Consider the following 25,463-nt stretch of genomic DNA (forward strand, 5'->3'; position numbering starts at 1 on the left):
AAGAACAACGAAAACAATTTGGAAAGAAAAATTATGTATGTTTAAAAATGCGCGTTAATCAAAAGCCTGGTGCCATTCGCTGTGGACTACTTAGTCTAAAGAAGCAGGTTGATTCGCCTATGGTTTTTGTGCTTAATCCATTCAACTGGTCGGTATTCTTTAGGAAGATCTTTGGTTGTTTAACGGGATGGTTAGACCGCAAAGTATAACATCAAAGTTCTGAAAATTTCTCCGGACATTTGTATACTATTTTCTTTTAAAATAGAAACCGCAGCTATTTATAAAGGAGTTTCTTTGCTGTTAATATTAGTTGGAAATTTTTTCGGAAAAAGAGTTGACATCTCTTGCTACTCAGTGTTACGATATACCTGTAATAAGTAATACTTAATAGTTTGATTTCCAAAAGCTATTAAGTATTAAAATTTACCTTAGTACTAAGTAATACTGAATATAAGTCAGACAAAATAGAGGTGGCTCTGAACATGGAGAATTTAACGGAAATGCTGAAAGGTTCGCTGGAAGGCTGCGTGCTGGAAATTATCAGCCGGCATGAAACCTATGGCTACGAAATTACCCGTCGCCTGAATGAGCTCGGGTTTACCGAAGTGGTGGAAGGGACGGTCTACACCATCCTCGTGCGATTAGAGAAGAAAAAACTGGTGAACATTGAAAAGAAACCGTCAGATATGGGCCCCCCCCGCAAGTTTTATACACTCAATGAGGCTGGCCGTAAGGAGCTTGAATTGTTTTGGGAAAAATGGGATTTTGTATCATCGAAAATTAATGTCTTGAAGTCAACCTAGCTTCATAAGATATTCCATCTGATATTTTTGAAGTGACTTTAGCTTTATAAAAAGGAGGAAAATAACATGTTGGAAATGTTCAAAAAAATGATTGGTGATAAAAAAGAATACAAGATGATGATGGCACGAGTCGAAGCATTGCCAGAAGACTACCAGTATGTATTTAAGAAAATCCAAAATTACATGTGGAAATTTACTGCGGGTAATGGGATGGATATGTTGCATATACAGTATGAATTAATCGATTTGTTCGAAGCCGGTGCAGCAGAAGGCAGACAAGTGCTGGAAATCACTGGGGACGACGTGGCATCCTTTGCCGACGAACTAGTGGCAAACGCTAAAACCTATGTTGCTAAGTATCGTGAAGATTTAAATCAAAGTGTCTTGAAGCGATTGGGAAAAAAATAAACTCATTAAATGATTATGACTGAATAGCCGATTACAAATATGAATGGATACCTTCGTTATTCAGTTTAATTTTTTCTTCAGTAGTAAGTAATACTGATTATCAGTAAGACTGAATAGTGAAATTTAGATAAGGAGGAAAAAAGTATGAAAAGTGAAGCGATTTATGTAAAAGGGTTAAAAAAATCCTTTAAAGACAAGGCAGTCTTAAAGGGGGGGGATTTTGAGGTGCGGCGTGGTGAAATTTTCGCACTGCTGGGCTCGAATGGTGCTGGCAAGACGACGACAGTTAACATCCTTTCGACACTGATGAAGCCTGATAGCGGCGAAGTATGTATCTACGACTATGACGTCCAGCGTCAACCGGATCATGTTCGCCAGAGCATCAGCCTGACAGGGCAATTCGCAGCTTTAGACGGCATGCATACTGGGCGGGAAAACCTGATTATGATTGCCAAGTTGCGGGGAGTTTCCAACCCAGCACAAGTCGCCGACAATTTACTGACAAGATTCAGTCTGACCGATGCCGCCAACCGCCGGGCAGACCAATATTCCGGCGGGATGAAGCGCCGCCTTGACATCGCAATGAGCCTGATTGGGAAGCCGGCAGTCATTTTTCTCGACGAACCAACGACAGGGCTGGATCCCGAAGCGCGGATTGAAGTCTGGGATACCATCAAGGAGCTTGCCGGCGGCGGCACGACCATCTTGCTGACGACCCAGTATCTGGAGGAAGCCGAACAACTGGCGGATCGTATCGCCATCCTGCATGGAGGGAAAATCATCACTACCGGTACTCTTAATGAACTCAAAGAAATGTTCCCACCGACGAAAGTAGAGTACATTGAAAAACAGCCGACACTAGAGGAAATTTTCCTTGCAATCATCGGCAAAAAGGAGGAAATCTAAATGAAAAGCAAAACAAGTGTATTACTAGGTCGTTTAATGCGTAACATCATGCGCAGTCCGGATACAATTATTACGGTGGCAATTACGCCAATTATGATGATGCTTTTGTTTGTCTACGTATTTGGCGGCGCCATCAAGACAGGCACGGAAAACTACGTCAATTATTTATTGCCGGGAATCTTGCTGATCGCTATCGCATCTGGGGTCGCTTACACTTCCCTGCGCTTGTTTAATGATGTTAAGAGTGGGCTGATGGCGCGTTTCATAACCATGCCTATCAAGCGTTCGTCGGTATTGTGGGCTCACGTTTTGACTTCTCTTGTTTCCAATGGGCTTACTCTTGTGGTGGTATTCCTTGTCGCTCTCTTAATGGGCTTCCGTTCCAATGCTAATATCCTGGATTGGCTTGCGGTTGCTGGGATACTTGGGTTGTTTACACTGGCACTGACATGGCTGGCGATTATTCCCGGATTAACAGCGAAGTCTATGGAAGGGGCGACAGCCTACTCGTACCCGTTGATATTCCTGCCGTTTATCAGTTCGGCCTTTGTCCCCACGGAAACCATGCCAAAAATTGTCCGTGTGTTCGCTGAGAACCAGCCAGTGACATCAATCATCAATACGATTCGTGCTCTCTTGTATGAAGGTCCTGTTGGCAACGGTATCTGGATGGCACTTGCCTGGTGCGTCGGCATCATGGTCATCGCTTACTTCTTCGCCAATAAACAATTTAAACGCCAGTTAGGGTAAATCCACTATTATGGGATTAGACGTATCAATGGTCAACCGCTGCGATGACATGGAAGGCTGCTAACATGCTGAAGCATAACAATGACCGAAATAATGGAAAACATCAAAACTAAAGGAACTATGGATTACATTTTAGGTGGAATGTGATTCATAGTTTTTTGATGTAGTAAGGCGTACGAAAAGAGAGAATTCTTCTCTCTTTAATCGAAAGTAAGTTTTTGGAATAATCTATTTAAAAAAAACGTGATTTTAATCGATGAAGGATTAACCCTTTTTTTGTTGAAATTATTAAGGTAACGATTCCATTAATTTTAATACATAATACCGATGGATTTATAAAGATTTTAGTATGGAACAAACTACCTTTATTTTACCTTTTCAAGAATAATTTATCTTATTTCACTATGCAGATTGGTTAAATGTTGAAAAAACATTTTTAAAAATTCATTGACATTAAACTAGGTTTAACCTTTATCTTAAAATATGAAAATATGATTAAAGGAGTGATTTTGATGTTTCGTTGGGATGGAGGATTTATCATGGTGGACGGTCACAAGTTTGAGGAAGCGATCCAATGGTATCAGGATTTTTTGGGTTGGGAGTGTCTAGATTCCATCACAACTTGGGTTGGTAGAAAGGGCTTTATGAAACTACCAAGATCGGGTATGGTCACCATTAAATCGTTTGAAGGGGAGTATGATCACTTCAGGTCCCCGGAAACGGAAGGGAACGTCAAGCTAGTATTTGTTACATATGATTTGGATGAAACAAGAAATTATTTAGTAGAAAAAGGTGTACAAACCTTCGCTATAAATGTATTGCCTAATGGACAAAGGTACTGTGACATCCTATCTTTTGACAATACAAAATTAACGATAGCGGAAGAACAAAAGCTGGAGGATAACAATGTGTACCCACCTTCTGGAATCATTGGTTTTGGAAATGTAAATACCATCATCCATGTAAAAGATCCTGTGAATTCTGCTGAGTGGTATGAAAAGAATCTTGGCTTTAATATAGTAGAGGTAAATGCCGAGAAGGGTTATGCCCATTTACAAACAGAAGATGCCTATTATAGAAATGTACTGGGTCAACCATTCTGGGATAATATTTGGCTGCTGCATGGTAAAGACATTTGTGTGGAAAAACCGAATGATAATAAAGCGAGAGCATATTATGATATCCGACCAGAAGTTTTCTTTGAAGAATATAACAAGCTGATTCAAAAGGGTATCAAGCCTTCAGAAATTGCCGGGGATCCAATCAATGGCTGGGGAGGATTCCATATCTATGATCCAGATAATAACCGTATAAATATTTGGTCATACAAGGCAAATTAAATAAGTAAAGCGGAGGTACATATGCATCTTACCATACAGGAATTTTCAAAAAGGACAGGACTGCCTCCCAGTAAGCTTAGATTTTATGATAAAAAAGGTTTGCTTCAGCCATCTACCCGTTTAGAAAATGGTTACAGAGCCTATTCGATAGACCAAATTGATTTGGCAAAAATGATTGATTCACTTAGAAATGCAGATATTTCCATCAAAGAGATACAACTCTATTGTGATGCTGATGAGCAGAAGAAACGAAAGATGCTAGAAAGATGGAAAAAAGAGATAGACAAAAGGATGGAAGTACTGCATGCCGCAAAAAAATATGTAGGCGGTATTAATGTAGAAAACAACCAAACCATTTTACTTTCTAAATGGGAAAAGGAAAAGTGCATAGTATGGCAGAGGTTTGAATCAGAGAGGGGCCCGCATCCTTTTCGGGAACATTTTTTGACTGCAAGAAATTACTTAGAAAACATTGTAACTTTATGTTCAGAAGACATATATGTAAAAACCGAACAGATTACCAAGAATAAGATAATTGGAGAAGTAGGTTTTGCGGTCGATGGCAGCATGGATTTAAAGGAAAATGAGTGCATGCGACTGGAAAGAATTCCTCCCGGTTTATATGCAGTCATGCAAGATTGCCGGGCTGACGATGCATTCCTTTGCTTTTCTTATATTCAAATGGTCATACGTTTTGGGTTTCAACCAGCAGGAAACAAGATGGAGAGATACTCTAATATAGATTCGGAAATCTTTGATTATTTAATACCGTTGATACAATAAAATACATCATCAAAAAATGCACCCCCACTTGTTAAAACAAATGGGGGTTTTAATATCGAATCTTTTATTATATTTTAATGACCCATCAATCTAAGCAAGAAATAGGGAACGTAGGTAGGGGGGGCGGACAGCAGAAATGACAAAATCAAATATGAAAAAATTAAAACTATCACAATTATATAATCAAGCACATTTTTGAAATTCTCGTTGGATTTAGGACAACCGTTGTGCCAGCATTCTTCTAACAACATATTTTATACGGAAACGCTTCTCGATCGAAAGTGTTATCAATACAAAAGGAGTTGTTTGTATGGGTTTGAGCTTTCTTGGTCTTACAACAGGTCCATTCCGTGTTCCTAGTAAAGTGAGTGGGGATCCGGTTGGAACTAATCCCGACACCGTTCTTGTGGAGGTAATGAATCCTACACTCACAGATTTGGAAGCGGAATTTTTCGCGGATTTTGGTACTGAACCAGGTAGTCCTTTAACACATGTTATTCCATCCGGTGTTATCACTTTTCCTGCTGATAGTCTCACTACGCTCGTAGTGCCTGTTACTTTTGTACCGGGACAAGTCGTTCGTGTATCAATGACAGGTGACGTAAGCACAAATGGGACATTACTAGAAGTTGAAGTGGTTGGTATACGCTCATCAGATAATATGAATGAGCCAACTATGTTCTTCCGTCATCACGATTTATTTCCAACAAACAATATTATCAGTCCAACGTTAGCTGGTGCTCGCTCTAGTAATAGACAATGGATTTTATCAAAGTAAAATAACATCATGGTGGAGATGAGATCATAATCTCATCTCCTTTTTTACATATGGTCCTAAAAATAGGGATACAGCGAAAATAAAGAAATCTCATTTAGAGTATTAATTAAACAAAACATTCCTCTAATAATTGGAGAGACACAATTAAATGAGAAAAGATAAAATAAAGTGGGAAGTAATAAAGATATAGCAACAAACTAGTGATAAGAATGTTTTCATTAGTTTTAGGTGAAACTGGGCTTAATCTGTACAGTAGGAATTAAAAAAATGTTAATTAAAGGATTCTACTAGGCTAATAGAGCAGGATTGTCTCCTATAAAAATTGTATATATATGATGATATTGATAAAGAAGGGGGATCTTAGAAAAAACTTTGCTGTTAATTGTAATTCTATAAGTAGAAGAGAACCATCGTATTGCTCCATTTTTTCGAAAAGATAACTTTTTATATGTAAAGAAAACTAGGGTTTAGAGTGAAATTTAAACAAAACCAACAATAATAAAAACAAAAAGGAGTCAGTTATGTGCCGAAACATTCGAACATTATTTAACTTCGACCCACCAGCTACCGATGAAGAGATTCATGCAGCATCCCTTCAGTACGTCAGAAAGATAACGGGTTATAACAAGCCCTCAAAGGCCAACGAGGAGGCATTTAATCGTGCAGTCAATGAAATTGCAATGATTTCGAGAGATCTTTTGAATACAATGGTAACTAATGCCGAGCCACGCAATCGGGAGATCGAAGCTGAGCGTGCTCGGACCAAAGCAGCTAAAAGATATGGAACAAATTAGAGGAATGAGAAAAGAGAAAGCTCCTACTAATTTTTCATTTCCGCAATCGTGCACGTTTGCATTAAAAATGGCATTATTGATATGCCTCTATACATTTAGTACATTGATTTTGTTAAGATAAAAAATAACGAAGAATTTCTATTAATCTTACAGGGCATTTCTCTACAAGGAATGCCTTTTCAAATTGAAGTAAAGGTGCAGCTTCATAAATAAAAATTCATTATCCAAATACGCACAAAAGAACATATATTCGTGTTACAATTTTCCTAATGTTGCAAATTGGGAGGGAGAACGTGAAATTAAAAAGGATTAACATACAAGAGCGTATGATGCATTATAATGTAGCAGGTTTAAGTCTTACATTAATGGATAATGGTCAAGTCAGTAATATAGAAAACTACGGTTTACTAGAGGCAGGCAGTAATCAAAGCATTAACAGCAATTCTGTTTTTAGTGCTTGTTCCATTAGTAAGTTTTTAACAGGAATGCTAGTTATGAAATTAGTGGAACAAGGTCTTCTAGATTTAGATAAGGATGTAAATAATAGACTTGTATCGTGGAAAGTACCTGACAATGAATTAACGAAAAATAAAAAAGTCACCTTACGAAACTTGCTTAGTCATCAATCTGGAATTATAGACCCTGAAAATAGTTTCTCTGAATTTAATTCCAATATGGGTGTTCCTTCCATGAATAGAATATTAGAGGGAAGAACCTCTTACTGTAAGGTTCCAATAGAAGTAAAGTATGAGCCGGAGAGTGAATTTCACTATTCAGATGCAGGCTTTTGTGTCATTCAGGTATTAATAGAAGATGTTACTCATAAACCTTTCCAACAAGTTGTAAACGAATTAATATTTGAACCATTAAATATGGAAAAAAGTTTAATGGTTACGGATATAACAGAATTGGGAAAAGAAAACTTTTCTTGTGGTCACAACAAAAATGGCGAAATAGTAGTTGGAAAATATCCTATCTATCCCTATCCAGCGGCTTGTGGACTTTGGACAACCTCAACAAACTTAGCCCTACTGGTACTAGAATTGATGAATGCATTAAAAGGAAAAAGTAAGATTGGGATTTCTGCAATATTAGCAAAAGAAATGATAACTCCACAAAGGGGAAAGCATTGGACTGGATTAGGAGTATTTTTAAATGAAATAGAGAAGGAATGTGAAATTACATCACTGGGTTGGGGGGTAGGGTTCCAATGCATGATGGTGGCGTTTCCGTATTTAGAAAAAGGTGTAGTGATAATGACGAATACAGAATTGGGTGTTCATCAAATGGACGGGATAATTGGAGAAATATATAGATCCCTTGTGTATTAAGATAGGAACATTTAATTATGGGGGGAGCATAATACGAATAGCTGTTGCTGAATTAACTCATACACCTAAAGTCGTGTCCTTTTTCAAAAACCATTTAGAACGGAATAACAGTGCGGTTTATTCTGAAGAGTTTTTATGTCCACTCGGAATCAAAGCGGCTATAAAAAGAAAACAAATGATAGTGGCAATAGTCGATGGTCAAGTAGTAGGCGCTTTTCGATATTATAGAAAGAAAACGACCAAGACCATTTCTCTTTATCAATTTGCAATATGTGAAAAGTATCGCGGTCAAGGTTTGTTAAAAAAGATGTTAGAAACTATTAATGATATACCAATAATTGCGTTATGCCCAACAGAATCGGGATTTAATGACTATTTTTGGAAAACAGGTTGGCATCTGCAAGCGCATAATCCGGAATTTAATAGGTGGCATTTTAATGAATAATTTCTTAAATAGAATAAAAATCAAGGGCATCAAGTAAGCCCTTGATTTTTATATAAATAGCAACAAGTTAGAAAAAACGAATAACTTTTAATAGACTTTTTTTACTTCACTCTAGATGTTTAAAGTTTTTATCCTCTTTACCTTTCATTGGGGCAACTCCATATTGGGTAATATCCTTATTCTTTGATTGATAATCATACTTGTAATAATAGACCACGTTTCTTTCATCATTAAATTTCACTTGAATTGCGTATGGTCCTCCCATTTTACTCGCACCAGTTGATTGATATTCCACATCCACGTGAAATTCATTTTCCTTATATCCTTCAGATATTAAATAGTTCACCACTTTCTGTTTAACAGATTCCTCTGTTTCAGGCTTTTTGGAAAACATATTACAACCTGTAGTGAAGACACCGATAATTAAAACCAAGAAAAGAAAAAATGGCCACTTTGTTAAAATTTTCATCATGCTTCTCCTTTAATTTCCAGGGTTCATATAAAAATAGTAACGTTAATAATTGTTTATTTTATCGGTCTTAAGTCTTAATCGACCTTACCGCAATAATTATTGAGTATTGCAGGATGCTAATACACCGTGTACTTATACAGGTGTATAGGTACATATAACAAATCCCATTTTAAATAATTATGTAACTGGTCAAAAGTAAAAAAGATTACGGAAGAAGAAGGTGGAAGGAAAGAGGAAGGAATTTTTAACCAAAAACAAGAATACATTATTTAGAAATTTGATATAAAGGCAGTTATTGTAAAGTGGGGGGATTGAATTGGAGGAGTTAATGAAAGAATATGCATTAGGATATTCCATGCTTCGGGAAGCCATTGAAGGATTAACCGAGGAAGAGCTTCGTTACAAGCCAGCACCGGACAAATGGAGTATACATGAAATAATCATACATGTAACGGATTCCGAGATCTCGTCCACATCTAGGTTGAAAAAAGTATTAGCGGAGGATGAGCCGATTCTGATTTCATTTGACCAAGACGCATGGGCTAATAACTTGGGGTATGATTTGTTGGACCGTGAACAGTATTTGCTTCTTTTCAAACTCCTGCGTTCCAGTATGCAGCCTATCCTAGATCATCTAACTTATGAACAAAATAAGCGAGTGGGGGTATATGTGGATCAGGGACGGTTTACTTTTAAGCAATTGCTGGGATACCGAGTACAACACGTCCGCGATCACCTTGATCAAATTGAGCGGGTAAAGAAGGCGTATCAAGAGAAACAAAATCTATTAAACTAAATAGTATAGCAGGTAGCGTTATTCAAGAAGGATGAACGCTTATTTTGTTGAAGTTACTAAACTAACGAAGTACGTTAATTGGAAAATCATTATCATAGGGGAATTTTATATTATAAAATTTTTACTTTTAGAAAGAAGGATTGAATATGGTATATTGCAAAGTTCGTCAAGCAGAGATATATTATGAAGATTTCGATGAAGGGACTCCCATATTAATGATACATGGATTTTCTCCCGACCATAGATTAATGACTGGATGTATGGAACCTATATTTGAAAAGAGGAACGGATGGAGACGCGTTTATATTGATCTACCAGGTATGGGATTAACAAAAAATTATCATAAAATAAGTAATTCTGATGAAATGCTGGATGCTGTTTTAGAATTTATAGAAGCAGTAATTCCTAATCAAGAATACATAATCGCAGGAGAATCTTACGGTGGTTATCTAGCGAGAGGCGTTATTGAAAAACAAAAAGAAAAAGTGCTTGGTGCAGCATTTATTTGTCCTGTTATTATTCCTTCTCCCGAAAATAGAACAGTAGAGAAACATAAAATATTGAAGACAGATACAAGATTTATTGAAAAATTATCAAAGGAAGAATTGGAGGACTTTAGAAGCAATAATGTTGTTCTGGATGAATACACATGGTTAAGATACAACGAAGAAATTTTAAGTGGTTGTAAAATTGGTGATGACAATTTTTTAAATAAGGTTAAGAATAAATATGGATTTACTTTTGAGATTGACCAATCGGATTTTAATAAGCCCAGTCTATTCCTGTTAGGAAGACAAGATTCCACTGTTGGATACAAAGATGCACTTGATATAATAAAAAAATATCCACGGGGAACATTTGCTATATTGGATAAAGCAGGTCACAATTTGCAAATTGAACAACCGCAACTATTTAATAATTTAATAAATGAATGGTTGGATCGAATAGCAGAGTATCGTGGCAGATAAAATATGCAGTGCGTTTGTTAAATAATGTTCTAAAGTTACTTGGTAGCGTTAATCGAGAAGATTAACGTTTTTTTTGTTATAGTTACTTAGCTAAAGACAGGTTAGCTTAACAGGAAAAGGAATAAATGTATTCCACATTTGGAAACATATTATAAATAGTTCCTGTAGGTGGATGTAATGGATAACTATACAAATGATAATACAGCCAGACGATATAAAGCACATGTTAGTACCTTTGGTACAACCCAATTGCATTTGAAAAATCCATACATGATTGCATGGTGGTCTGCAGCCTTCCCTGGATTTGGACATATGCTTTTATCTAAATATCTAAGAGGCTATGCTCTATTTATTTGGGAAGTATTTGTTAATATTAAAGCTCATGTTAATTCTTCGATGATTTATTCCTTTCAAGGGAATATTGACATGGCGAAAGAAGTATTAGACACAAGATGGCTTCTGATGTATATCCCTGTTTACCTTTTCGGCATTTGGGATAGTTATCGGACAACAGTAGATATGAATAGGGTATATCTTTTAGCAGAGCGAGAGAACCACCGTTTTAATTCATTTTCATTAGGAGCGTTAGAGATTAACTATCTCGATAAACGAAATCCATTTCTTTCGGTCATGTGGTCATTGTTTATTCCTGGTTTGGGACAGCTGTATATACATAGAATTTTAACCGCTATCTTTGTCATCATCTGGTTAGTGATATTTTATTTTTATTCTCATATTCAAGAAGCTGTTGTACTTTTATTTTTAGGAAAAGTAAAGGAAGCAACTTCCGTTTTAAATCCAGAAATACTTCTTTTCATTCCTTCGCACTATGGGTTTGCAGTTTATGATTCTTATATTAATACGGTTGAGAATAACAAACTTTTTGAAAAAGAGTTAAGGGGTTATTTAACAAAGAATTTTCAATCGGAGGGGTTCAAAATACAAAAAGGACAAAAAAGGGTAGGGAGGGGCATGCAACTATATTCAACATTTGAAACCACTGGATATTTAGAAATGGCAATTTCAACGCTAGAAAAGAAAGGGATTCAAAAAGAAAGCATATTTGCTGTCCCTCTGGATAATAGAGCCGAAGACCGTAAGATTTTTGATAACATACATCGCTCAGATGGAACAAGCCTAATTGATATTGGAATGGGACTTGCCACCGCTTTTTCCGTTATTGGAGCAAGTATTGGGTTTAAACTAGCTTGGGGACCAATTTACTGGGGACTGATAAGTGCGTTTGTTGGATTTGTCCTTGGTTTTGCTATACGGCTTTTGATGGAATTGGTTATGAAGAAGAAGAAAAGAGTTTTAAATGGTAAACACTCTGAGATAGTCCTAATAGTTGATTGTGATGAATCACAAGCTGAATTAGTAGAAAATATACTTTGGAGTCACTTTGCATTAGGAGTAGCAAAAGTAAAATGTTGATTTGTTGAATATATATTATTAAGATTGTGCAGTAAATACACTTAAAGTAACGGAAGCGGTTGTTCCATTTGGACAGTCGTTTTTTTATTAATGGGATTAGGTTGTGTAGGAGAGGATTATTATAAGTTGAAAAAATAACCACAAGAAAGGACCGTTTCGTAAACAAAAAAGAAAGAAGGCAAAAAGCCTTCTTTCTTTTTCTACTCAGATATCCTTTACCACCTATGAGCCTTTGCGTTACTTCTGAGTATTATATTATTTTGAGATACTCTTGTATGCCCATTTACTTGGGATTTTGAACGCTTAGGCCGTGTCCAATTATGGTGAAACTCTTGAGAATGTTCATCTAACTGACTTCGATAACTCATTACGAATCACCTCATTGATAGGATAGGATACTCTGAATAAAGTGATATTCAGGAATATCATTATAAGTATTTGAAGTTAGAAGTAAATTCATACATTTTTTCTGATTTCTGCAGGGCATCATGCATTTTATATTGAATTATTTTTATCTTTGTCATAGCTTGGTGATGTAGTAGAGTGTGATAATACAATAATCTAATACTTTTTCAGTAATTGGCATAAAGTAATTAAGTAGTAACCCACCTAAACAAACAGTTAATAAGATTCCAACATCGATTGGTCCATGGAAAATAATTGCGATTATCAAGAATATGAGGTAAATGAATGTTCTTGAAAAATGTTTTAGACAATTCTTTAATGATTCGTGTTAATCGGTCAACTGGAATTGGTGCAAAATCTGTGTGTAAATAGATTGCAGTTCCTAATCCTATAGCAACTAGGCCGATTCCAAACAAACAACTCTTCTGTCCCATAGATCAGGTGTTATTTAGTTGTGCAATAGGAAAAGCCACATATCAATACCAACGCCTGTTATAAATGCCGTTAACAATCCTAAAACTTCCGGCCTCTGTCTTTCTTTTTAAAAATGAATTACATCCAATTAATATGAAAGCTATTATTATTTCCCAGCCTCCCACTGTAAGCCCTACATATTGGGACAGTCCTACCAACAGTGCATCAAAAGGTGAAGTTCCAAGGTTTGTTTCAATAGTGAAAGAAATACCAAGCTTTAATATGAAAATTCCTAATACATAAAAACATATTTCACTCGTACTCGACCTCATTTCTTGTTTTTTTGTTGCAAATGCAACAAATATAAATTAAATTTAATGTATACGGTTTTTGTTGCATTTACAATAAAAAATACGCAAGGAGTTTATGATGAAGGAAATTTTACGTGAAATCGGAATGATAGCAAGAGCATTAGATTCTATAAGTAATATAGAATTTAAAGAATATGACCTTACTAAAGGGCAGTATTTATACCTTGTGCGAATATGTGAAAACCCGGGTATCATACAGGAAAAGGTAGCGGAGATGATAAAAGTTGATCGAACAACAGCAGCACGTGCTATTAAAAAGTTGGAAATGGGTGGATTTATTGAAAAGAAAGAGGATGAGCATAACAAAAAGATAAAAAAACTCTTTCCAACAGAGAAAGCAAAAGATGTATATCCTTTTATAAAAAGAGAAAATGAATATTCCAATAGTGTTGCATTAGCTGGATTTTCCGAAACCGAAGTAGAAACCATTTTCCGTCTTCTTCAAAGAGTAAGAAAAAATGTAGAAATAGATTGGGAATTTGTAAAAAAGGGAAACAAGAGAAGTTATTGATTATATAAAGGAGCGACATGTTTAAATGACTGTAAATATCAAAAAGTGTACCCTTGAAGATTCACACATACTACAAGAAATAAGTTATGAAACATTTAATGAGACGTTTAAGGATCAAAATTCACCTGAAAATATGAATGCTTATTTGGAAAGAGCATTTAACTTATCACAATTAGAAAAAGAATTATCTAATATTTCTTCGCAATTCTTTTTTGTTTATTTTAATAATGAGGTAGCTGGATATTTAAAGGTTAATACAAATGATGCTCAGTCTGAAGAAATGGGTGATGATTCACTTGAAATCGAGAGAATTTATGTAAAGAGTAACTTTCAAAAACATGGGCTAGGCAGATATCTGCTAAATAAAGCGATGGAGATTGCGTTAGAACGGAATAAAAAGAAAATCTGGCTTGGAGTATGGGAAAAAAATGAAAATGCTATTGGTTTTTATAAGAAAATGGGGTTTGTTCAAACTGGAGCTCACTCTTTTTATATGGGGGATGAAGAACAAACCGACTTTATTATGACCAAAACACTTTTTTGAAAGGTGGGGTATTATGTATATTCCAAAGTATTTTAAGGTTACAAATGTGGATGAAATTTGGGATTTTGTTCTAAATAACTCTTTTGGCACGATCGTCTCAACAGAACAGGGGAAACCAATTGCTACTCATTTGCCTTTGGGGTTAAATAAAAAAGGCGATGACTACTATATTACTGGGCATTTGGCTTATGCGAATCCTCAATGGAGAACATTCGAGGATGAGAATGAAAATGAAAATGTACTTGTTATGTTTCAAGGTCCACATGCTTACATCTCTTCTTCTTGGTATAACCATGAAAATGTACCAACATGGAATTACCAATCTGTTCATGTATATGGAAAAGCTAGTATAATGGGCGAACAAGAGTTGGAAGAGGAACTTATATTATTATTACAAAAATATGAACATCATCGAGAGAATGCAACTTTATGGGAAAATTTATCTCCACAAACGAAGAAACAAATAAAAGGTATAGTAGGATTTAAAATTAAAATACAAGAAGTTCAAGCAGCGTATAAACTAAGTCAAAATCGAAATGAAGAGGACTACCATAGCATCATTAATAAGTTGAAAAAGGAAGCAGATAATAATTCTCATCAAATAGCAGAAGTGATGAAAAACAGAGACTCTAATAGTTAACTGCTTCAAAATAATACATATACCGGGATGATTTAGATGAAGATGCAATAGTAAATGGAATGAATAAAAACGATTATCAACTAAATCATATAGGTATGAGCTAGCATCATAAGAATGAGGACAATAAAAGGAGAAAGGATTATTAGCACTTTTATTTGCCATTGTAGTCTAATGATATGATTTATCAAAAACAGTGACATAAAAGCAATACAATATCTTAACCAATAAAACCAACCGAAGTCAGTTCTCCTTAAGATTATAACAAATAGAATAAAGAGTATAATAATATTTAAAGATATTGGCCAATTCTTTATTTTCTTTTTAAATATTGAATATATGATTATATTAATTAAGGCAAATATGTAATAGATAGGGATGTTGAGAAACATTCCAAAAATTATACCATCTAACATCGCACCTTCCGTAGCAAAATCAAAGTGATGAAGAAAAATACTTACATATCCTAATAAATGATAGATGGTATAAAGTAAAGCAACTCCAATTAAACTTTTTTCAATACTCATATACATAGACTTATTCCTTTCTGTAATATAACCACCAAACAATCTATTTATAAAATTAATTTTACATTTATAGTTGTTCTTGGAATAGGGGGAATTTATAAAGCTCCTCCTAAATTCTTTATTTTTTCCTACCTGGAAAAATACCTCCCCTTTATACTAACGCAACGATGATGGTACGGATGGAGGTGATTAGTTGATAAAAGATGTAGTTTAATATGCTATAATTTAGTTAATTCTACTTTTTTAAAAAATTATAGGAGAAACTATATGACAAGTTTACAAGATATTTTAAAATTGGATTTTGCATATCTAGAAACTTTTACTACACGTACTAACACCAATTGGGGAGCATTATTTTGCAATGAGAATCAACCTACTTATTACGATGCGAATCATGCACATATTCATGATACTTGTGAAAACCCTCAATTAGTCATTGAGGAAGTAAAAAATTTCTATGAGTCTAGAAATATCATTCCAAGGTTTTATATATATAATTTGGAAGCACAACAAAGTTTGATTGATCAACTTAAAAGGAATCATTTCGGATTTGAAGAATTAGTAAACCCAGTTCAACGGTGGAATCAAAAAGTTATGAAAAAAGAAAAACTTGAAGGAACTTCGATTGAATTGGTGACAAAAGAGAATTATTCCGAAGCATTGCATATTGAATGCACTATTAAAGAATTTGGAGGGAAAGCGGTTAGAGAAAAGGCTTTGAAGGTAGAATTTAATCACCCAAGCTTTATACACTTTTTACTCCGACATAATGGCATTGCCTGTGCAACAGCTTGTATTTTTGTAAGTGATAATCAGGCAAGAATGGAAAGTGTTGCAACTCTAGAGGAATACAGAGGAAGAGGTTTAATTGGCGAACTGATTCATTATATTCAAGCAATGGTTGCAGAAAGGAGCCTTGAAAACCTCTGGGTGTTCCCAATTAATGAAAAAATAGAAAAGGTCTATCAAAAATATGGATTTAATACTGTTGCAAAATTAAAAGTGGGACATGCATTTTTAGGCGGAAAAAGCATTAAAGAAATCCATGCATAAAGCTCTCCGATAGTTGGAGGGTTTTTTTGATTCCGGTGAGGACACATACTTACTGATTTTGTTCAAGAAATAATAAGAATAAAACTGAAAAAATCTAGCCGATGGCTAGATTTCCCCAGGTAGAAAGTTCCTCAAAAGGGAGGTTTAAAATCATTTATATATATATATTCTACAAACGAATTATTAAGAACTGGTGAAGAGAAGAAAAAGATTGTATGAAAAAGCTATTTTGAAAGCTCCCTCTCTTTTTTATAAAAAGGATTAAATGAAAGAAACGTTTTTGTTAAGAAAGACTCCTTCCTGTATAGCAGTCCCTGTTGTTTCAATAAAGAATATTGCAATAACCCCTTTCCTAACGCGATGAAAGAAAAGATCGTAAAAGTGATGACAATACAAGTGAATATTGGGACCCATGGACAGTTATTCATATCATTAAATGTATTTGCAAGAAATGTTGGCCATGCAATTGATGTATTCTCAATGGCATAGTAAGTGACATTAGTTCCTGGTATTCCTCCAACCTGCGTTAATTTCTGTGCTACAAAAATATTAAAAAATCCTAGCTGTCCAAGTAAAAATAACATATTTCCCATATGTAAAATAAAATAGGATAGCCACTGTGAAAAACAGCCTGGTACATAATACCATCTCCAAAGACCAAAAACTCTTGTCCCAGAGACGATAGCAGCATCATAGTAGGCCGTTTGCTGTATTTCCTTTACTGTTTTATGTACAAATTCTGCCGTTTTTCCAAGCTCCAGCACAATAATGAGCGAAATCATCCATATTGGGCGCTGCATAGAAAAAATGAAGAAAGGTATCGTTGTTAATATAATCACGTAGAAAAACACTGGTATCCTGGAGAATAAGTAATTCCACCCCTCTAGTAATCTTTTTAAGAAAGGAATATGTGCTGAAAGCATTCCAAACGGAAGAGCTAAGAGAAAGGTAATTAAAGATATTAATCCAATCTCTATGATGGTCGTTCTTGTACCTAGAACAAGAGCACTATACATATCTCTCCCTTTTGAATCAGAACCTAATAGAAAGCGTTCAGAAGGGGGATATGGCGGAAGAATGAAATCTAAATTACCCCCCTTTCCTAATATGTATTTGGTTTCTTTTACCTCTGTATCAATGTTTGGTAAATGAGGTCCGAAAATAAAAATAAAACTAATAATGCTGCATCCAATGATACCAATCCATAATAAAGGAATCTGTTTCATGATTGCTCCTCCTTTCGAATTGGATTCAGAAAATGCTTGATAATTTGATTCAACCACTGAGCCATTAACAGGATGAGCATGAAGCCTAGACTAAACCCGATAATCGTAGCGGTTTCAATTGGAAGAATCGTATCCACGGAAGAAATCATATCCTTAATCTGAATTGCTTCTATTAATCTAGTTCCCATCCCCCGGTAGAGGGTCATATATTCCACTAAAACCATGGAGGAAAGAAGGGTTAGAACAAGAGGCATAAAGTGAAGCAGAATTTTGGACCAGCAATTACGCAGAATATGCTTCCAAAGAATGACTCTTTCCGGCAGGCCTTTTGCTTTTGCGGTTAGTATGTAATCTCGATTATCCTCTTCCTTTAAGGCTTGTGTTGTATAGCCGGCGATAACAGCAGCCGGATACATAGATAAAAAAATAATAGGCAAAAAGATGCTATACCAATGGGAATATCCATATAACTGTAGCTGAGGAAAAAAACGTTGTATTGTTAAGGAAATTAATAATTCGAGTATGATAATAACAAAGAAGTCTGGAATAGCTTGACCCAACCATGTAGATCCCTCTCCAAATAGCTTCCATATACCACGATTATGTCTGTAATCAAATACCCCTTTTAGAATGCCAATGATGATGCTGATAATGAGAGCTGGAACTAAAATGATCACACTTCTTAATCCATAATGAGCAAGCTCCCATTCCACTGGCTGCTGTGTAGAAGATTTTCCTAAGCTCTTATTTTCCTTCACTTCTTTTACATAATGAACGATATTGTCTTTATAACCTGACCATGTAAAATGATAAGACATAACATCAGTGACGTTCACACGCTGAACTTTTATATCCCGCGGGAGTAAAATTAATAATACAAGAATTGCTGCCATTAAAATCCAAAGGATTAAACTGCTAGCTAAACTTAGAAGTAATTTCATATGGGTTCTCCTTTCTATTTACAATCTTTGTAAATTTTGTATTAACAAAGTCATATTCGAAGTGAGAACCCAATTATAACACAATATAACTGGAATTTTCGTATTTTTTAGAAAAAGGTGCTAACATTTCATTTTTTTAGAAATGTATTATGTAATTTGGAAAGCAAGATTAAGCATAGAATTCCGCCAAGAAAGGATAAAGACATATCCCATTCCGAATCCCATACATCCCCTTGGGTTCCAAGAAAGTCTTTCGCAGATCTGCCTAAAATTTCGGCTACAAGCCATTCAACTATTTCATACAAAGCCGAGATAGCTAAAACAAAGGATAATGTGATGAAAATTAGCCATTTTGATGGTTGAAGACATGATTTTCGAATCAATATTTCCCTAATGGCGATTGCAAAAAATCCTTTTGCAAAATGGCCAAAGCGATCGTATTCATTTCTTTGTGTGTGTAACACCTCTTTAAACCAATGAAATAAGGGAACTCTGGCATAAGTATAATGTCCCCCAATAAACATGAAGATGGCCAAAATAGTAATGATTAAATAAGAAAGTGTAGTAAATGGAAATTTTCGATACGTAATAACTAAAATAAAAATTCCTAGAACCGCAGGAGTAACCTCTAAAACCCAAGTAAAATAATCTGTTGCCTTAATGGACGACCATATAAAAACAATAATAATCATGGAAAATAGTAGTAAATGAATACGATTGATACGCATAAGCATGTTGGAACCTCCTTTTTGACTATAGGTTTTCCAATTTATCCAAAAATAATGAAGGTTTCGGTTTGTAAAATTCTAAATATTATAATAAGATAATATTATTCGGTAAATTATATAAGGAGTAATAAATACATGAGAAGATTACATATTGGAATGTGGCACGTATTAAAGGAAGAAGAGTGGAATCAATTCCACTTTGGGATGATTCATGGGTTAGAGGCATCCCAATATGAAAAGGAGGAGGATTGGAGAACATTAAAGGATTTTTGTCAGCAAAATAATATTTCTTTTGGTATTCATTCTCCAATATACTGCAATGAAAGAGCATGGCTCCCGCAGGTTACATCCAGTGATGAGCAAAAAAGAATTGAAGCATTAAGTTGGATCGGACAGGAAGTCGAATTTGCCGCAAAATATAAGGCGGACTATATTCTTTTCCATTATCCTTTCCCTGCCATCCTACCAAAATACGTAGATTATAACTATTGGCCAAGAGAGGTAAACTTTCCGACCATGAAATGGAACGAGCTTTCGAGGGAAGAGTTTGTGCATTGGAGCGAGGAAGTTTTTAAGAGATTAGTAGAATTACAGGTCAACTATAAACAAAAAATTATCTTGGAATATGATTTCTTTGGAGAATTTGAAGAGGAATACCTGCAAATGTTTGAAAAGTACAAAGAGATACAGCTTGTTATTGATACACAGAGATTAGATGTTCATAAACGGGCATTTCCAGGCTTTGATCCATATAGCTTTTTAGTGAAAGCTGCTCCTTATGTTTATCTAGTACATCATAGCACAACAATATACGGCGAAAATCCCAAACGGCATGTTCCTGTAGTGCCGGGAAGTATTCATAACCCTAATTATGGAGATGCTCATCTGTACTTGGAGTTCTTGTCCAAATATAATCAAACCTTCCATATTCATTTTGAACATAATCCGAATCTAGTAACTAAAGAACAGCTCAAAGAATGTTATGAATTAGCTATAGATACTATGAAAATTAAAATATAATTATCTTCCAGGAAATGTTAACTGGTTTTATTCTAAATATTTTTCAATGCAAAATTCTCAAGACGAATTACATATGGTTGGATGACTGAATTTAGTTTAATCGAACATTTGAGAGGATAAACGTGGGCTTAGGTGACCGAACTGTAGGTCTAAGAGCATATAAGGTAACCAAACCTGGGCTTAGGTGACCGAACTGGAGGTCCAAGAGCATATAAGGTAACCAAACCTGTGCTTAGGTGACCGAACTGAGAGTCCAAGAGCATATAAGGTAACCAAACCTGGGCTTAGGTGACCGAACTGGAGGTCCAAGAGCATTTAGGGTAACCAAACCTGGGCTTAGGTGACCGAACTGAAGGTCCAAGAGCATATAAGGTAACCAAACCTAGGCTTAGGTGACCGAACCGAAGGCCAAAGAGCATTTAGGGTAACCAAACCTGTGCTTAGGTGACCGAACTGGAGGTTCAAGAGCATATAAGGTAACCAAACCTGTGCTTAGGTGACCGAACTGGAGGTCCAAGAGCATTTAGGGTAACCAAACCTAGGCTTAGGTGACCGAACCGAAGGCCAAAGAGCATTTAGGGTAACCAAACCTGTGCTTAGGTGACCGAACTGAGAGTCCAAGAGCATATAAGGTAACCAAACCTGGGCTTAGGTGACCGAACTGAAGGTCCAAGAGCAATTAAGGTAACCAAACCTGTGCTTAGGTGACCGAACTGAAGGTCCAAGAGCATATAAGGTAACCAAACCTGGGCTTAGGTGACCGAACTGAAGGTCCAAGAACAATTAAGGTAACCAAACCTAGGCTTAGGTGACCGAACTGAAGGTCCAAGAGCATATAAGGTAACCAAACCTAGGCTTAGGTGACCGAACCGAAGGCCAAAGAGCATTTAGGGTAACCAAACCTGTGCTTAGGTGACCGAACTGGAGGTCCAAGAGCATATAAGGTAACCAAACCTGGGCTTAGGTGACCGAACCGAAGGCCAAAGCAAAGAGCATTTAGGGTAACCAAACCTGTGCTTAGGTGACCGAACTGGAGGTCCAAGAGTATTTTGAATAACCAATCGAGGATAATAGGCTACTCAAATATAGCAGGAAACTCAGAATCCAATTATTTCCCTAATTTCGCACGAATTCACTTCTAATGCTCAAATAATTATTTTATTGTATAGCATAACCACGTAATTTCGGATTGTTAGTGATACAAAAGAAAACCCCCTCTACAAAATATAGGGGGGTATATTTTTATTATGTACTACACTACAATTAGTTATTTGTATTTGGAATAAGCGGAAGCATTGCTTTTGGATCGCATAGAAGTTCTGTTAGTGCTAATTGTAACGTTCCTTTTGTCATCGCTTTGTCCTTGAAGCTAAGATCGTGATTCAGCATATTTTTAACAATTTCTGATCTTATCCCTGTGAGAACGGTTTGGCAGCCCATCATCGAAATACCGTCAATAATTTGAATTAGCTTATTAATAATCGGCGCATCCATCTGTGCAACTCCTGAAAGATCAATAATAAGAAATTGAATATGAGAGCTTCCTATATGATCGATTACTTTCTCACCTATGGTTCTCATACGTGTTGCATCTATTGCACCAATTAAAGGCAAAATACATACAGCTTCCGTTATTGGAATAATAGGTACGGATAAATTTTCAACTATTTTCATTTGGGAAGAGATGAGTTCATCTTTATATTTGGAATAGCTTATAAAGAAATGGTTTAAAAATTGATCTACCAAAGCATTAATGTTCTTTTCCAATGAAAAAAAATCCTCGAGAGCTGGTTCCTCTGTAGTCTTAGAAATATAATTATATAAAAATTCCCACGTAGTTCTTCGAATTGCTTGCACCCACTCCAGTTTAAATGCAAGAGTTAGTGAATGCTTTGCCCAAGCAATTCCTTCATTTTTCGCGAACTGAATTAACTCATGTTCTCGATTTTCTACTATGTATAATGTAAGTCTATGAGCATTTTCAATAAGATTTATATTCCCAATGGTTTGTATTTCTGCAATTTTGTCCTTCACATTAATAGCTTCCGATAACAAATGCTTTTCAAAATTTTGTCTGTTTGAAACGAAGAATTCACTTATAGAGAAATTTTTTGTACATTGCAGTTCCAATCTCGAAACGCTCCTCTTCGTAATAGGGTTTTGTTGTGGCAAAATGACTTTAAAAGTCGTTCCGATATTTTCCTCACTATCAACTACTATTTTACCTCCATGCTGATATACCACGGAAAACACCTGCGTTAACCCCATTCCAGTTCCATTTTCCTTTGTAGAATAGAAGGGGGTGCCTAATATAGATAACTTATCCTTTGGTATTCCAATGCCAGTATCGCTGATGATTACATGGACCTCGTTGTGCAAGGTGTAATGAGTAATTTTAATAGTGCCAGTGTCGGCAATCGATTCGATTGCATTTTTGATTAGATTAAAAAACACTTTTTTTAATTGATTTTTTCTCCCCGAAATTGGCACTTCGGTATTTTTAAAATCGGTTATTATTTCTATTTTGTATAGCTTATCTTGAAATAAATTTAAAATGGTTTCAAGCTCTACAGCTAAATGGATAGGCTGAAATGCTTCATCCTCGAGATCTGGCTTGGATACCTGAAGCAAATTATTTAAGGTAATTAGGGCATTTTCTAATTCGGATTGCGCTATCTCAATGTATTCCTCCTTCGAATCACTTTGCATTAGCTGCAAAAAGCCTTTCACGGCGGTTAAAGGGTTGCGGACCTCGTGTGCAATCCCTGCGGCAATCTGACCCACTGATGCTAATTGACTTAAATGGACCTCATCATTCAATTCTTCATGTCCAAGATGACTTTCCTCCATGCTATTCATCTCCTAAATTGCCTCTCTATTCTAATTTGTGAAAATGGCGCAAAAGTACAAATAATAAAATAATTATTTAGATTGACTAAATTTTACTAAAAAAAGCTTATTTAGTAAATAATAATAACTATAAATTAACCACAATGGTACTTTCTACTTAGTTAGCATGTAATGGATAGTATGGATATTTATCCCTTTCATAGTTCCTCCCAAACTCTTTAAAAAGGAGTATTTTCAAATATGCAATATGGTCTAAAAAGAGAGATTTATTCAAACATCTGAATAAAGTACTTTGCATTTTTGGATAGATACCGATCTTTCTGCCAAATGATTGCTGCCTCCGTAGTGATCGAAGAATCCGTAATTTCAAGGATTTTTAAATGGTTGGCAGGATAAGTAAGCAGAGAATCTCTCGGAATAATGGTTGCGCCTATACCAGCGGATACAAGTGATAAAATCATGGAAACATCCGGACATTCACAAATAATATTCGGCTCAAATCCATGCCGTCTGCACTCATTTACAACTAGTTCATATTGACCGGAACCCTGTATGCGATGAAGTAATAATAATGGAAGGTCTTTTAATTCTAAAAAACTAATTTCTGTTTTGGAATGTGTGAGTAATTCGTTTGGAAGGACGGCAACATATGGATCATTGGATAGTCTTATATGAGAAAAGTCATTTAAGTCCATTGGCATCCGGGTAATACCGACCTCTATTTCTCTATTTTTTATTAATTCCCCGATGACAAAAGTATCCCCCTCCCGTAATTGTAATGTGACTAATGGATATTTCTGAAGATACTCTTTTATTTTTTGAGGTAAGTGGGCGAAGCAGGATTTTACAGATCCAAGCGCGAGCACCCCGCGCAGCCCTTCATTGGATTCACGGACTTCCTCGATTGTTTCTTCTAATTGTTTTAATAGATTTTGAGCATGTTTATAAAGAATCTCTCCAGGCTGGGTTAGCTCTAGTTTTCTTCCATTTCTTTCGAATAGTGTTACACCTAATTCTTCTTCTAATAGCTTAAGCTGATGACTGAGCGGAGGTTGTGCCATATGAAGTTTTTTCGCCGCACGGGTTATTTGTCCTTCTTGAACAATGGTGGAAAAATAACGTAACTGTTTAATGTCCATCAGCTACCCCCTTTTAAAATATGCATACTTTTTTTATATACTTATCAAATATTTTAAATATTTTAAATATACTTTACCATATGATACATTTCAATTGTAAGGGTTTTCATATCGTGTAGGAAAAAATGTGTTATAAGGAGTGGAGGAGTATGAACCAATTTGTTGCAGTGAAGCAAAAATTGCGAGGATCGATTGCCCCAATTATTACCCCATTTAATGAGGATTTTTCCATTGATTATGATACGTTGGAGAGGCTGATTCATTGGCATATAGAGAGTGGCTCACATGGAATATCCGTTACAGGAACGACTGGAGAACCAAGCTCCTTAACCGTAGAAGAACGAGTCAAGGTAATGGAAACCGCAGCTAAAGCGATTAGTAAAAGAGTTCCATTTGTTCCGGGTACAGGTTCCACCAATCATCAAGAAACATTATATTTAACGAAAAAAGCACAGGAAATTGGCGCGGATGCAGCCATGGTCATTGTGCCTTACTACAATAAACCTTCGCAGCATGCCCTATACAAACATTTCAAAGCAGTCGCCGATTCGGTCGACATCCCGATTATTGTGTATAACATTCCAGGTAGAACAGCAACAAATTTACATGTGGACACGTTGGCGAGACTTGTGGAGGATTGCCCAAATATCATTGGTGTAAAAGAATCGAATAAGGATTTTGAACATGTGAATCGAGTATTGCTGAAGTGCGGACGAGATTTTCTTCTCTATTCCGGCATTGAGTTACTATGTTATCCAATGCTCGCTATTGGAGGAGCAGGACATATAAGCGCAACGGCAAATATTGCTCCTGACAAAGTAGCGGAAGTATATAATGCTTGGGCAGATGGCGACATCAAACGGTCACAAGATCTCCATTATGAATTAATGGAATTAAATGATGTTCTCTTTAAGGACACCAATCCGGCTCCACTGAAGGCAGCGCTAGGAATGATGGGAAAAATTAAACCGGTACTACGCATGCCAATGGATTTGCCTTCTGAGGAATTGCAAAAGGAAATCCGTTCTGTTTTAAAGCATTATGTGGAACTACAGGATGAAGTCACTTCCAAATAGCAGGAGGGTATAG

The 25,463-nt window shown here is 35.9% G+C and carries 26 protein-coding genes and 2 pseudogenes; 20 read left to right on the top strand and 8 right to left on the bottom strand.

The window, feature by feature from the left end:
• Positions 1 to 482 precede the first annotated feature (482 nt).
• The 10 genes from KHA87_RS00470 to KHA87_RS00515 all read left to right on the top strand — a co-directional run bounded on the left by KHA87_RS00470 (position 483) and on the right by KHA87_RS00515 (position 8,338).
• Positions 483 to 803 carry a PadR family transcriptional regulator gene (locus KHA87_RS00470; RefSeq protein ID WP_213092173.1) on the top strand — a complete coding sequence of 107 codons (321 nt, stop codon included), beginning with the start codon at positions 483 to 485 and terminating at the stop codon, positions 801 to 803.
• Positions 804 to 869: 66 nt separating this feature from the next.
• On the top strand, positions 870 to 1,211 hold the full coding sequence (locus tag KHA87_RS00475) for a DUF1048 domain-containing protein (RefSeq protein ID WP_213092174.1): 342 nt from the start codon (positions 870 to 872) through the stop codon (positions 1,209 to 1,211).
• A gap of 144 nt (positions 1,212 to 1,355) precedes the next feature.
• Positions 1,356 to 2,117, top strand: coding sequence for an ABC transporter ATP-binding protein (locus KHA87_RS00480; protein ID WP_213092175.1), 762 nt, complete (start codon positions 1,356 to 1,358; stop codon positions 2,115 to 2,117).
• Positions 2,118 to 2,867 carry an ABC transporter permease gene (locus KHA87_RS00485; protein WP_213092176.1) on the top strand — a complete coding sequence of 250 codons (750 nt, stop codon included), beginning with the start codon at positions 2,118 to 2,120 and terminating at the stop codon, positions 2,865 to 2,867.
• Positions 2,868 to 3,379: 512 nt separating this feature from the next.
• The gene (locus KHA87_RS00490; RefSeq protein ID WP_213092177.1) at positions 3,380 to 4,207 is read left to right on the top strand and encodes a VOC family protein; all 828 of its coding nucleotides are present in this window, start codon (positions 3,380 to 3,382) and stop codon (positions 4,205 to 4,207) included.
• A gap of 21 nt (positions 4,208 to 4,228) precedes the next feature.
• Entirely contained in the window at positions 4,229 to 4,990 is a 762-nt protein-coding gene (locus tag KHA87_RS00495; protein WP_213092178.1) for a helix-turn-helix domain-containing protein, read from the top strand.
• 310 nt (positions 4,991 to 5,300) lie between these two features.
• Positions 5,301 to 5,768 (top strand): hypothetical protein, encoded by a 468-nt coding sequence (locus tag KHA87_RS00500; protein ID WP_213092179.1) that lies wholly within the window; start codon positions 5,301 to 5,303, stop codon positions 5,766 to 5,768.
• A 521-nt stretch (positions 5,769 to 6,289) separates the two neighbouring features.
• A complete protein-coding gene (locus tag KHA87_RS00505; protein ID WP_213092180.1) occupies positions 6,290 to 6,562 on the top strand; it encodes a DUF2277 domain-containing protein in 273 nt (90 codons plus the stop codon).
• A gap of 293 nt (positions 6,563 to 6,855) precedes the next feature.
• Positions 6,856 to 7,893 carry a serine hydrolase domain-containing protein gene (locus tag KHA87_RS00510; RefSeq protein WP_213092181.1) on the top strand — a complete coding sequence of 346 codons (1,038 nt, stop codon included), beginning with the start codon at positions 6,856 to 6,858 and terminating at the stop codon, positions 7,891 to 7,893.
• Positions 7,883 to 8,338, top strand: a complete 456-nt coding sequence (locus KHA87_RS00515) for a GNAT family N-acetyltransferase (RefSeq protein WP_213092182.1) — start codon at positions 7,883 to 7,885, stop codon at positions 8,336 to 8,338. Before KHA87_RS00510 ends, KHA87_RS00515 begins: the two co-directional genes overlap by 11 nt.
• Before the next feature lie 106 nt (positions 8,339 to 8,444).
• On the opposite strand, the gene KHA87_RS00520 is transcribed toward KHA87_RS00515, so the two are convergent.
• Positions 8,445 to 8,807: a DUF3139 domain-containing protein gene (locus KHA87_RS00520; protein ID WP_213092183.1), complete on the bottom strand. Its 363-nt coding sequence runs from the start codon at positions 8,805 to 8,807 to the stop codon at positions 8,445 to 8,447.
• A 319-nt stretch (positions 8,808 to 9,126) separates the two neighbouring features.
• Here KHA87_RS00520 and KHA87_RS00525 point away from each other — a divergent pair, with 319 nt between their 5' ends.
• The 4 genes and pseudogenes from KHA87_RS00525 (at position 9,127) to KHA87_RS00540 (ending at position 12,008) form a co-directional block, all read left to right on the top strand.
• Positions 9,127 to 9,606, top strand: coding sequence for a DinB family protein (locus KHA87_RS00525; RefSeq protein WP_213092184.1), 480 nt, complete (start codon positions 9,127 to 9,129; stop codon positions 9,604 to 9,606).
• Positions 9,607 to 9,752: 146 nt separating this feature from the next.
• Positions 9,753 to 10,574 carry an alpha/beta fold hydrolase gene (locus KHA87_RS00530; protein ID WP_213092185.1) on the top strand — a complete coding sequence of 274 codons (822 nt, stop codon included), beginning with the start codon at positions 9,753 to 9,755 and terminating at the stop codon, positions 10,572 to 10,574.
• Positions 10,575 to 10,751: 177 nt separating this feature from the next.
• Positions 10,752 to 11,531: pseudogene (locus KHA87_RS00535) on the top strand (hypothetical protein); the annotation flags it as partial.
• A gap of 15 nt (positions 11,532 to 11,546) precedes the next feature.
• Complete coding sequence (locus KHA87_RS00540; RefSeq protein ID WP_213094184.1) at positions 11,547 to 12,008, top strand: hypothetical protein; 462 nt, start codon at positions 11,547 to 11,549, stop codon at positions 12,006 to 12,008.
• 215 nt (positions 12,009 to 12,223) lie between these two features.
• On the opposite strand, the gene KHA87_RS00545 is transcribed toward KHA87_RS00540, so the two are convergent.
• Positions 12,224 to 12,376, bottom strand: a complete 153-nt coding sequence (locus KHA87_RS00545; protein ID WP_213092186.1) for a YpzG family protein — start codon at positions 12,374 to 12,376, stop codon at positions 12,224 to 12,226.
• Positions 12,377 to 12,503: 127 nt separating this feature from the next.
• Positions 12,504 to 13,159 (bottom strand): annotated as a pseudogene (locus KHA87_RS00550) (YczE/YyaS/YitT family protein).
• Positions 13,160 to 13,256: 97 nt separating this feature from the next.
• Between KHA87_RS00550 and KHA87_RS00555 the strand changes: the two are divergent.
• The 4 genes from KHA87_RS00555 (at position 13,257) to KHA87_RS00570 (ending at position 16,470) form a co-directional block, all read left to right on the top strand.
• A complete protein-coding gene (locus tag KHA87_RS00555) occupies positions 13,257 to 13,709 on the top strand; it encodes a MarR family winged helix-turn-helix transcriptional regulator (RefSeq protein ID WP_213092187.1) in 453 nt (150 codons plus the stop codon).
• Between the two features lie 25 nt (positions 13,710 to 13,734).
• The gene (gene paiA / locus KHA87_RS00560) at positions 13,735 to 14,253 is read left to right on the top strand and encodes a spermidine/spermine N(1)-acetyltransferase (RefSeq protein WP_213092188.1); all 519 of its coding nucleotides are present in this window, start codon (positions 13,735 to 13,737) and stop codon (positions 14,251 to 14,253) included.
• Between the two features lie 13 nt (positions 14,254 to 14,266).
• Positions 14,267 to 14,893, top strand: a complete 627-nt coding sequence (locus KHA87_RS00565; RefSeq protein WP_213092189.1) for an FMN-binding negative transcriptional regulator — start codon at positions 14,267 to 14,269, stop codon at positions 14,891 to 14,893.
• Between the two features lie 791 nt (positions 14,894 to 15,684).
• Positions 15,685 to 16,470 (top strand): GNAT family N-acetyltransferase, encoded by a 786-nt coding sequence (locus KHA87_RS00570; RefSeq protein WP_213092190.1) that lies wholly within the window; start codon positions 15,685 to 15,687, stop codon positions 16,468 to 16,470.
• Between the two features lie 224 nt (positions 16,471 to 16,694).
• On the opposite strand, the gene KHA87_RS00575 is transcribed toward KHA87_RS00570, so the two are convergent.
• The 3 genes from KHA87_RS00575 to KHA87_RS00585 all read right to left on the bottom strand — a co-directional run bounded on the left by KHA87_RS00575 (position 16,695) and on the right by KHA87_RS00585 (position 19,371).
• Positions 16,695 to 17,696 (bottom strand): hypothetical protein, encoded by a 1,002-nt coding sequence (locus tag KHA87_RS00575; protein WP_213092191.1) that lies wholly within the window; start codon positions 17,694 to 17,696, stop codon positions 16,695 to 16,697.
• Entirely contained in the window at positions 17,693 to 18,637 is a 945-nt protein-coding gene (locus KHA87_RS00580) for an ABC transporter permease subunit (RefSeq protein ID WP_213092192.1), read from the bottom strand. Before KHA87_RS00580 ends, KHA87_RS00575 begins: the two co-directional genes overlap by 4 nt.
• 128 nt (positions 18,638 to 18,765) lie before the next feature.
• Positions 18,766 to 19,371, bottom strand: coding sequence for a DUF2238 domain-containing protein (locus KHA87_RS00585; protein ID WP_213092193.1), 606 nt, complete (start codon positions 19,369 to 19,371; stop codon positions 18,766 to 18,768).
• 129 nt (positions 19,372 to 19,500) lie between these two features.
• Between KHA87_RS00585 and KHA87_RS00590 the strand changes: the two genes are divergently transcribed.
• Entirely contained in the window at positions 19,501 to 20,385 is an 885-nt protein-coding gene (locus KHA87_RS00590) for a sugar phosphate isomerase/epimerase (RefSeq protein WP_213092194.1), read from the top strand.
• A gap of 1,263 nt (positions 20,386 to 21,648) precedes the next feature.
• On the opposite strand, the gene KHA87_RS00595 is transcribed toward KHA87_RS00590, so the two are convergent.
• Together KHA87_RS00595 and KHA87_RS00600 are read right to left on the bottom strand one after the other, a co-directional pair.
• Positions 21,649 to 23,235 (bottom strand): ATP-binding protein, encoded by a 1,587-nt coding sequence (locus tag KHA87_RS00595; RefSeq protein WP_213092195.1) that lies wholly within the window; start codon positions 23,233 to 23,235, stop codon positions 21,649 to 21,651.
• A gap of 266 nt (positions 23,236 to 23,501) precedes the next feature.
• Positions 23,502 to 24,377 (bottom strand): LysR family transcriptional regulator, encoded by an 876-nt coding sequence (locus tag KHA87_RS00600; RefSeq protein WP_213094185.1) that lies wholly within the window; start codon positions 24,375 to 24,377, stop codon positions 23,502 to 23,504.
• Between the two features lie 146 nt (positions 24,378 to 24,523).
• Here KHA87_RS00600 and hpaI point away from each other — a divergent pair, with 146 nt between their 5' ends.
• Positions 24,524 to 25,450: a 2,4-dihydroxyhept-2-ene-1,7-dioic acid aldolase gene (gene hpaI, locus KHA87_RS00605; protein ID WP_213092196.1), complete on the top strand. Its 927-nt coding sequence runs from the start codon at positions 24,524 to 24,526 to the stop codon at positions 25,448 to 25,450.
• The last annotated feature ends 13 nt before the right edge of the window (positions 25,451 to 25,463 follow it).

Origin of the sequence: Bacillus sp. FJAT-49736 (assembly GCF_018343615.1) — a bacterium.
Classification (GTDB): domain Bacteria; phylum Bacillota; class Bacilli; order Bacillales; family Bacillaceae_C; genus Margalitia.

Coding starts and splice junctions, on each gene's coding strand:
- KHA87_RS00470 (WP_213092173.1), top strand. CDS start 483: ATGGAGAATTTAACGGAAATGCTGAAAGGTTCGCTGGAAGGCTGCGTG.
- KHA87_RS00475 (WP_213092174.1), top strand. CDS start 870: ATGTTGGAAATGTTCAAAAAAATGATTGGTGATAAAAAAGAATACAAG.
- KHA87_RS00480 (WP_213092175.1), top strand. CDS start 1,356: ATGAAAAGTGAAGCGATTTATGTAAAAGGGTTAAAAAAATCCTTTAAA.
- KHA87_RS00485 (WP_213092176.1), top strand. CDS start 2,118: ATGAAAAGCAAAACAAGTGTATTACTAGGTCGTTTAATGCGTAACATC.
- KHA87_RS00490 (WP_213092177.1), top strand. CDS start 3,380: ATGTTTCGTTGGGATGGAGGATTTATCATGGTGGACGGTCACAAGTTT.
- KHA87_RS00495 (WP_213092178.1), top strand. CDS start 4,229: ATGCATCTTACCATACAGGAATTTTCAAAAAGGACAGGACTGCCTCCC.
- KHA87_RS00500 (WP_213092179.1), top strand. CDS start 5,301: ATGGGTTTGAGCTTTCTTGGTCTTACAACAGGTCCATTCCGTGTTCCT.
- KHA87_RS00505 (WP_213092180.1), top strand. CDS start 6,290: ATGTGCCGAAACATTCGAACATTATTTAACTTCGACCCACCAGCTACC.
- KHA87_RS00520 (WP_213092183.1), bottom strand. CDS start 8,807: ATGAAAATTTTAACAAAGTGGCCATTTTTTCTTTTCTTGGTTTTAATT.
- KHA87_RS00530 (WP_213092185.1), top strand. CDS start 9,753: ATGGTATATTGCAAAGTTCGTCAAGCAGAGATATATTATGAAGATTTC.
- KHA87_RS00540 (WP_213094184.1), top strand. CDS start 11,547: ATGCAACTATATTCAACATTTGAAACCACTGGATATTTAGAAATGGCA.
- KHA87_RS00545 (WP_213092186.1), bottom strand. CDS start 12,376: ATGAGTTATCGAAGTCAGTTAGATGAACATTCTCAAGAGTTTCACCAT.
- KHA87_RS00555 (WP_213092187.1), top strand. CDS start 13,257: ATGAAGGAAATTTTACGTGAAATCGGAATGATAGCAAGAGCATTAGAT.
- paiA (WP_213092188.1), top strand. CDS start 13,735: ATGACTGTAAATATCAAAAAGTGTACCCTTGAAGATTCACACATACTA.
- KHA87_RS00565 (WP_213092189.1), top strand. CDS start 14,267: ATGTATATTCCAAAGTATTTTAAGGTTACAAATGTGGATGAAATTTGG.
- KHA87_RS00570 (WP_213092190.1), top strand. CDS start 15,685: ATGACAAGTTTACAAGATATTTTAAAATTGGATTTTGCATATCTAGAA.
- KHA87_RS00575 (WP_213092191.1), bottom strand. CDS start 17,696: ATGAAACAGATTCCTTTATTATGGATTGGTATCATTGGATGCAGCATT.
- KHA87_RS00580 (WP_213092192.1), bottom strand. CDS start 18,637: ATGAAATTACTTCTAAGTTTAGCTAGCAGTTTAATCCTTTGGATTTTA.
- KHA87_RS00585 (WP_213092193.1), bottom strand. CDS start 19,371: ATGCTTATGCGTATCAATCGTATTCATTTACTACTATTTTCCATGATT.
- KHA87_RS00590 (WP_213092194.1), top strand. CDS start 19,501: ATGAGAAGATTACATATTGGAATGTGGCACGTATTAAAGGAAGAAGAG.
- KHA87_RS00595 (WP_213092195.1), bottom strand. CDS start 23,235: ATGGAGGAAAGTCATCTTGGACATGAAGAATTGAATGATGAGGTCCAT.
- hpaI (WP_213092196.1), top strand. CDS start 24,524: ATGAACCAATTTGTTGCAGTGAAGCAAAAATTGCGAGGATCGATTGCC.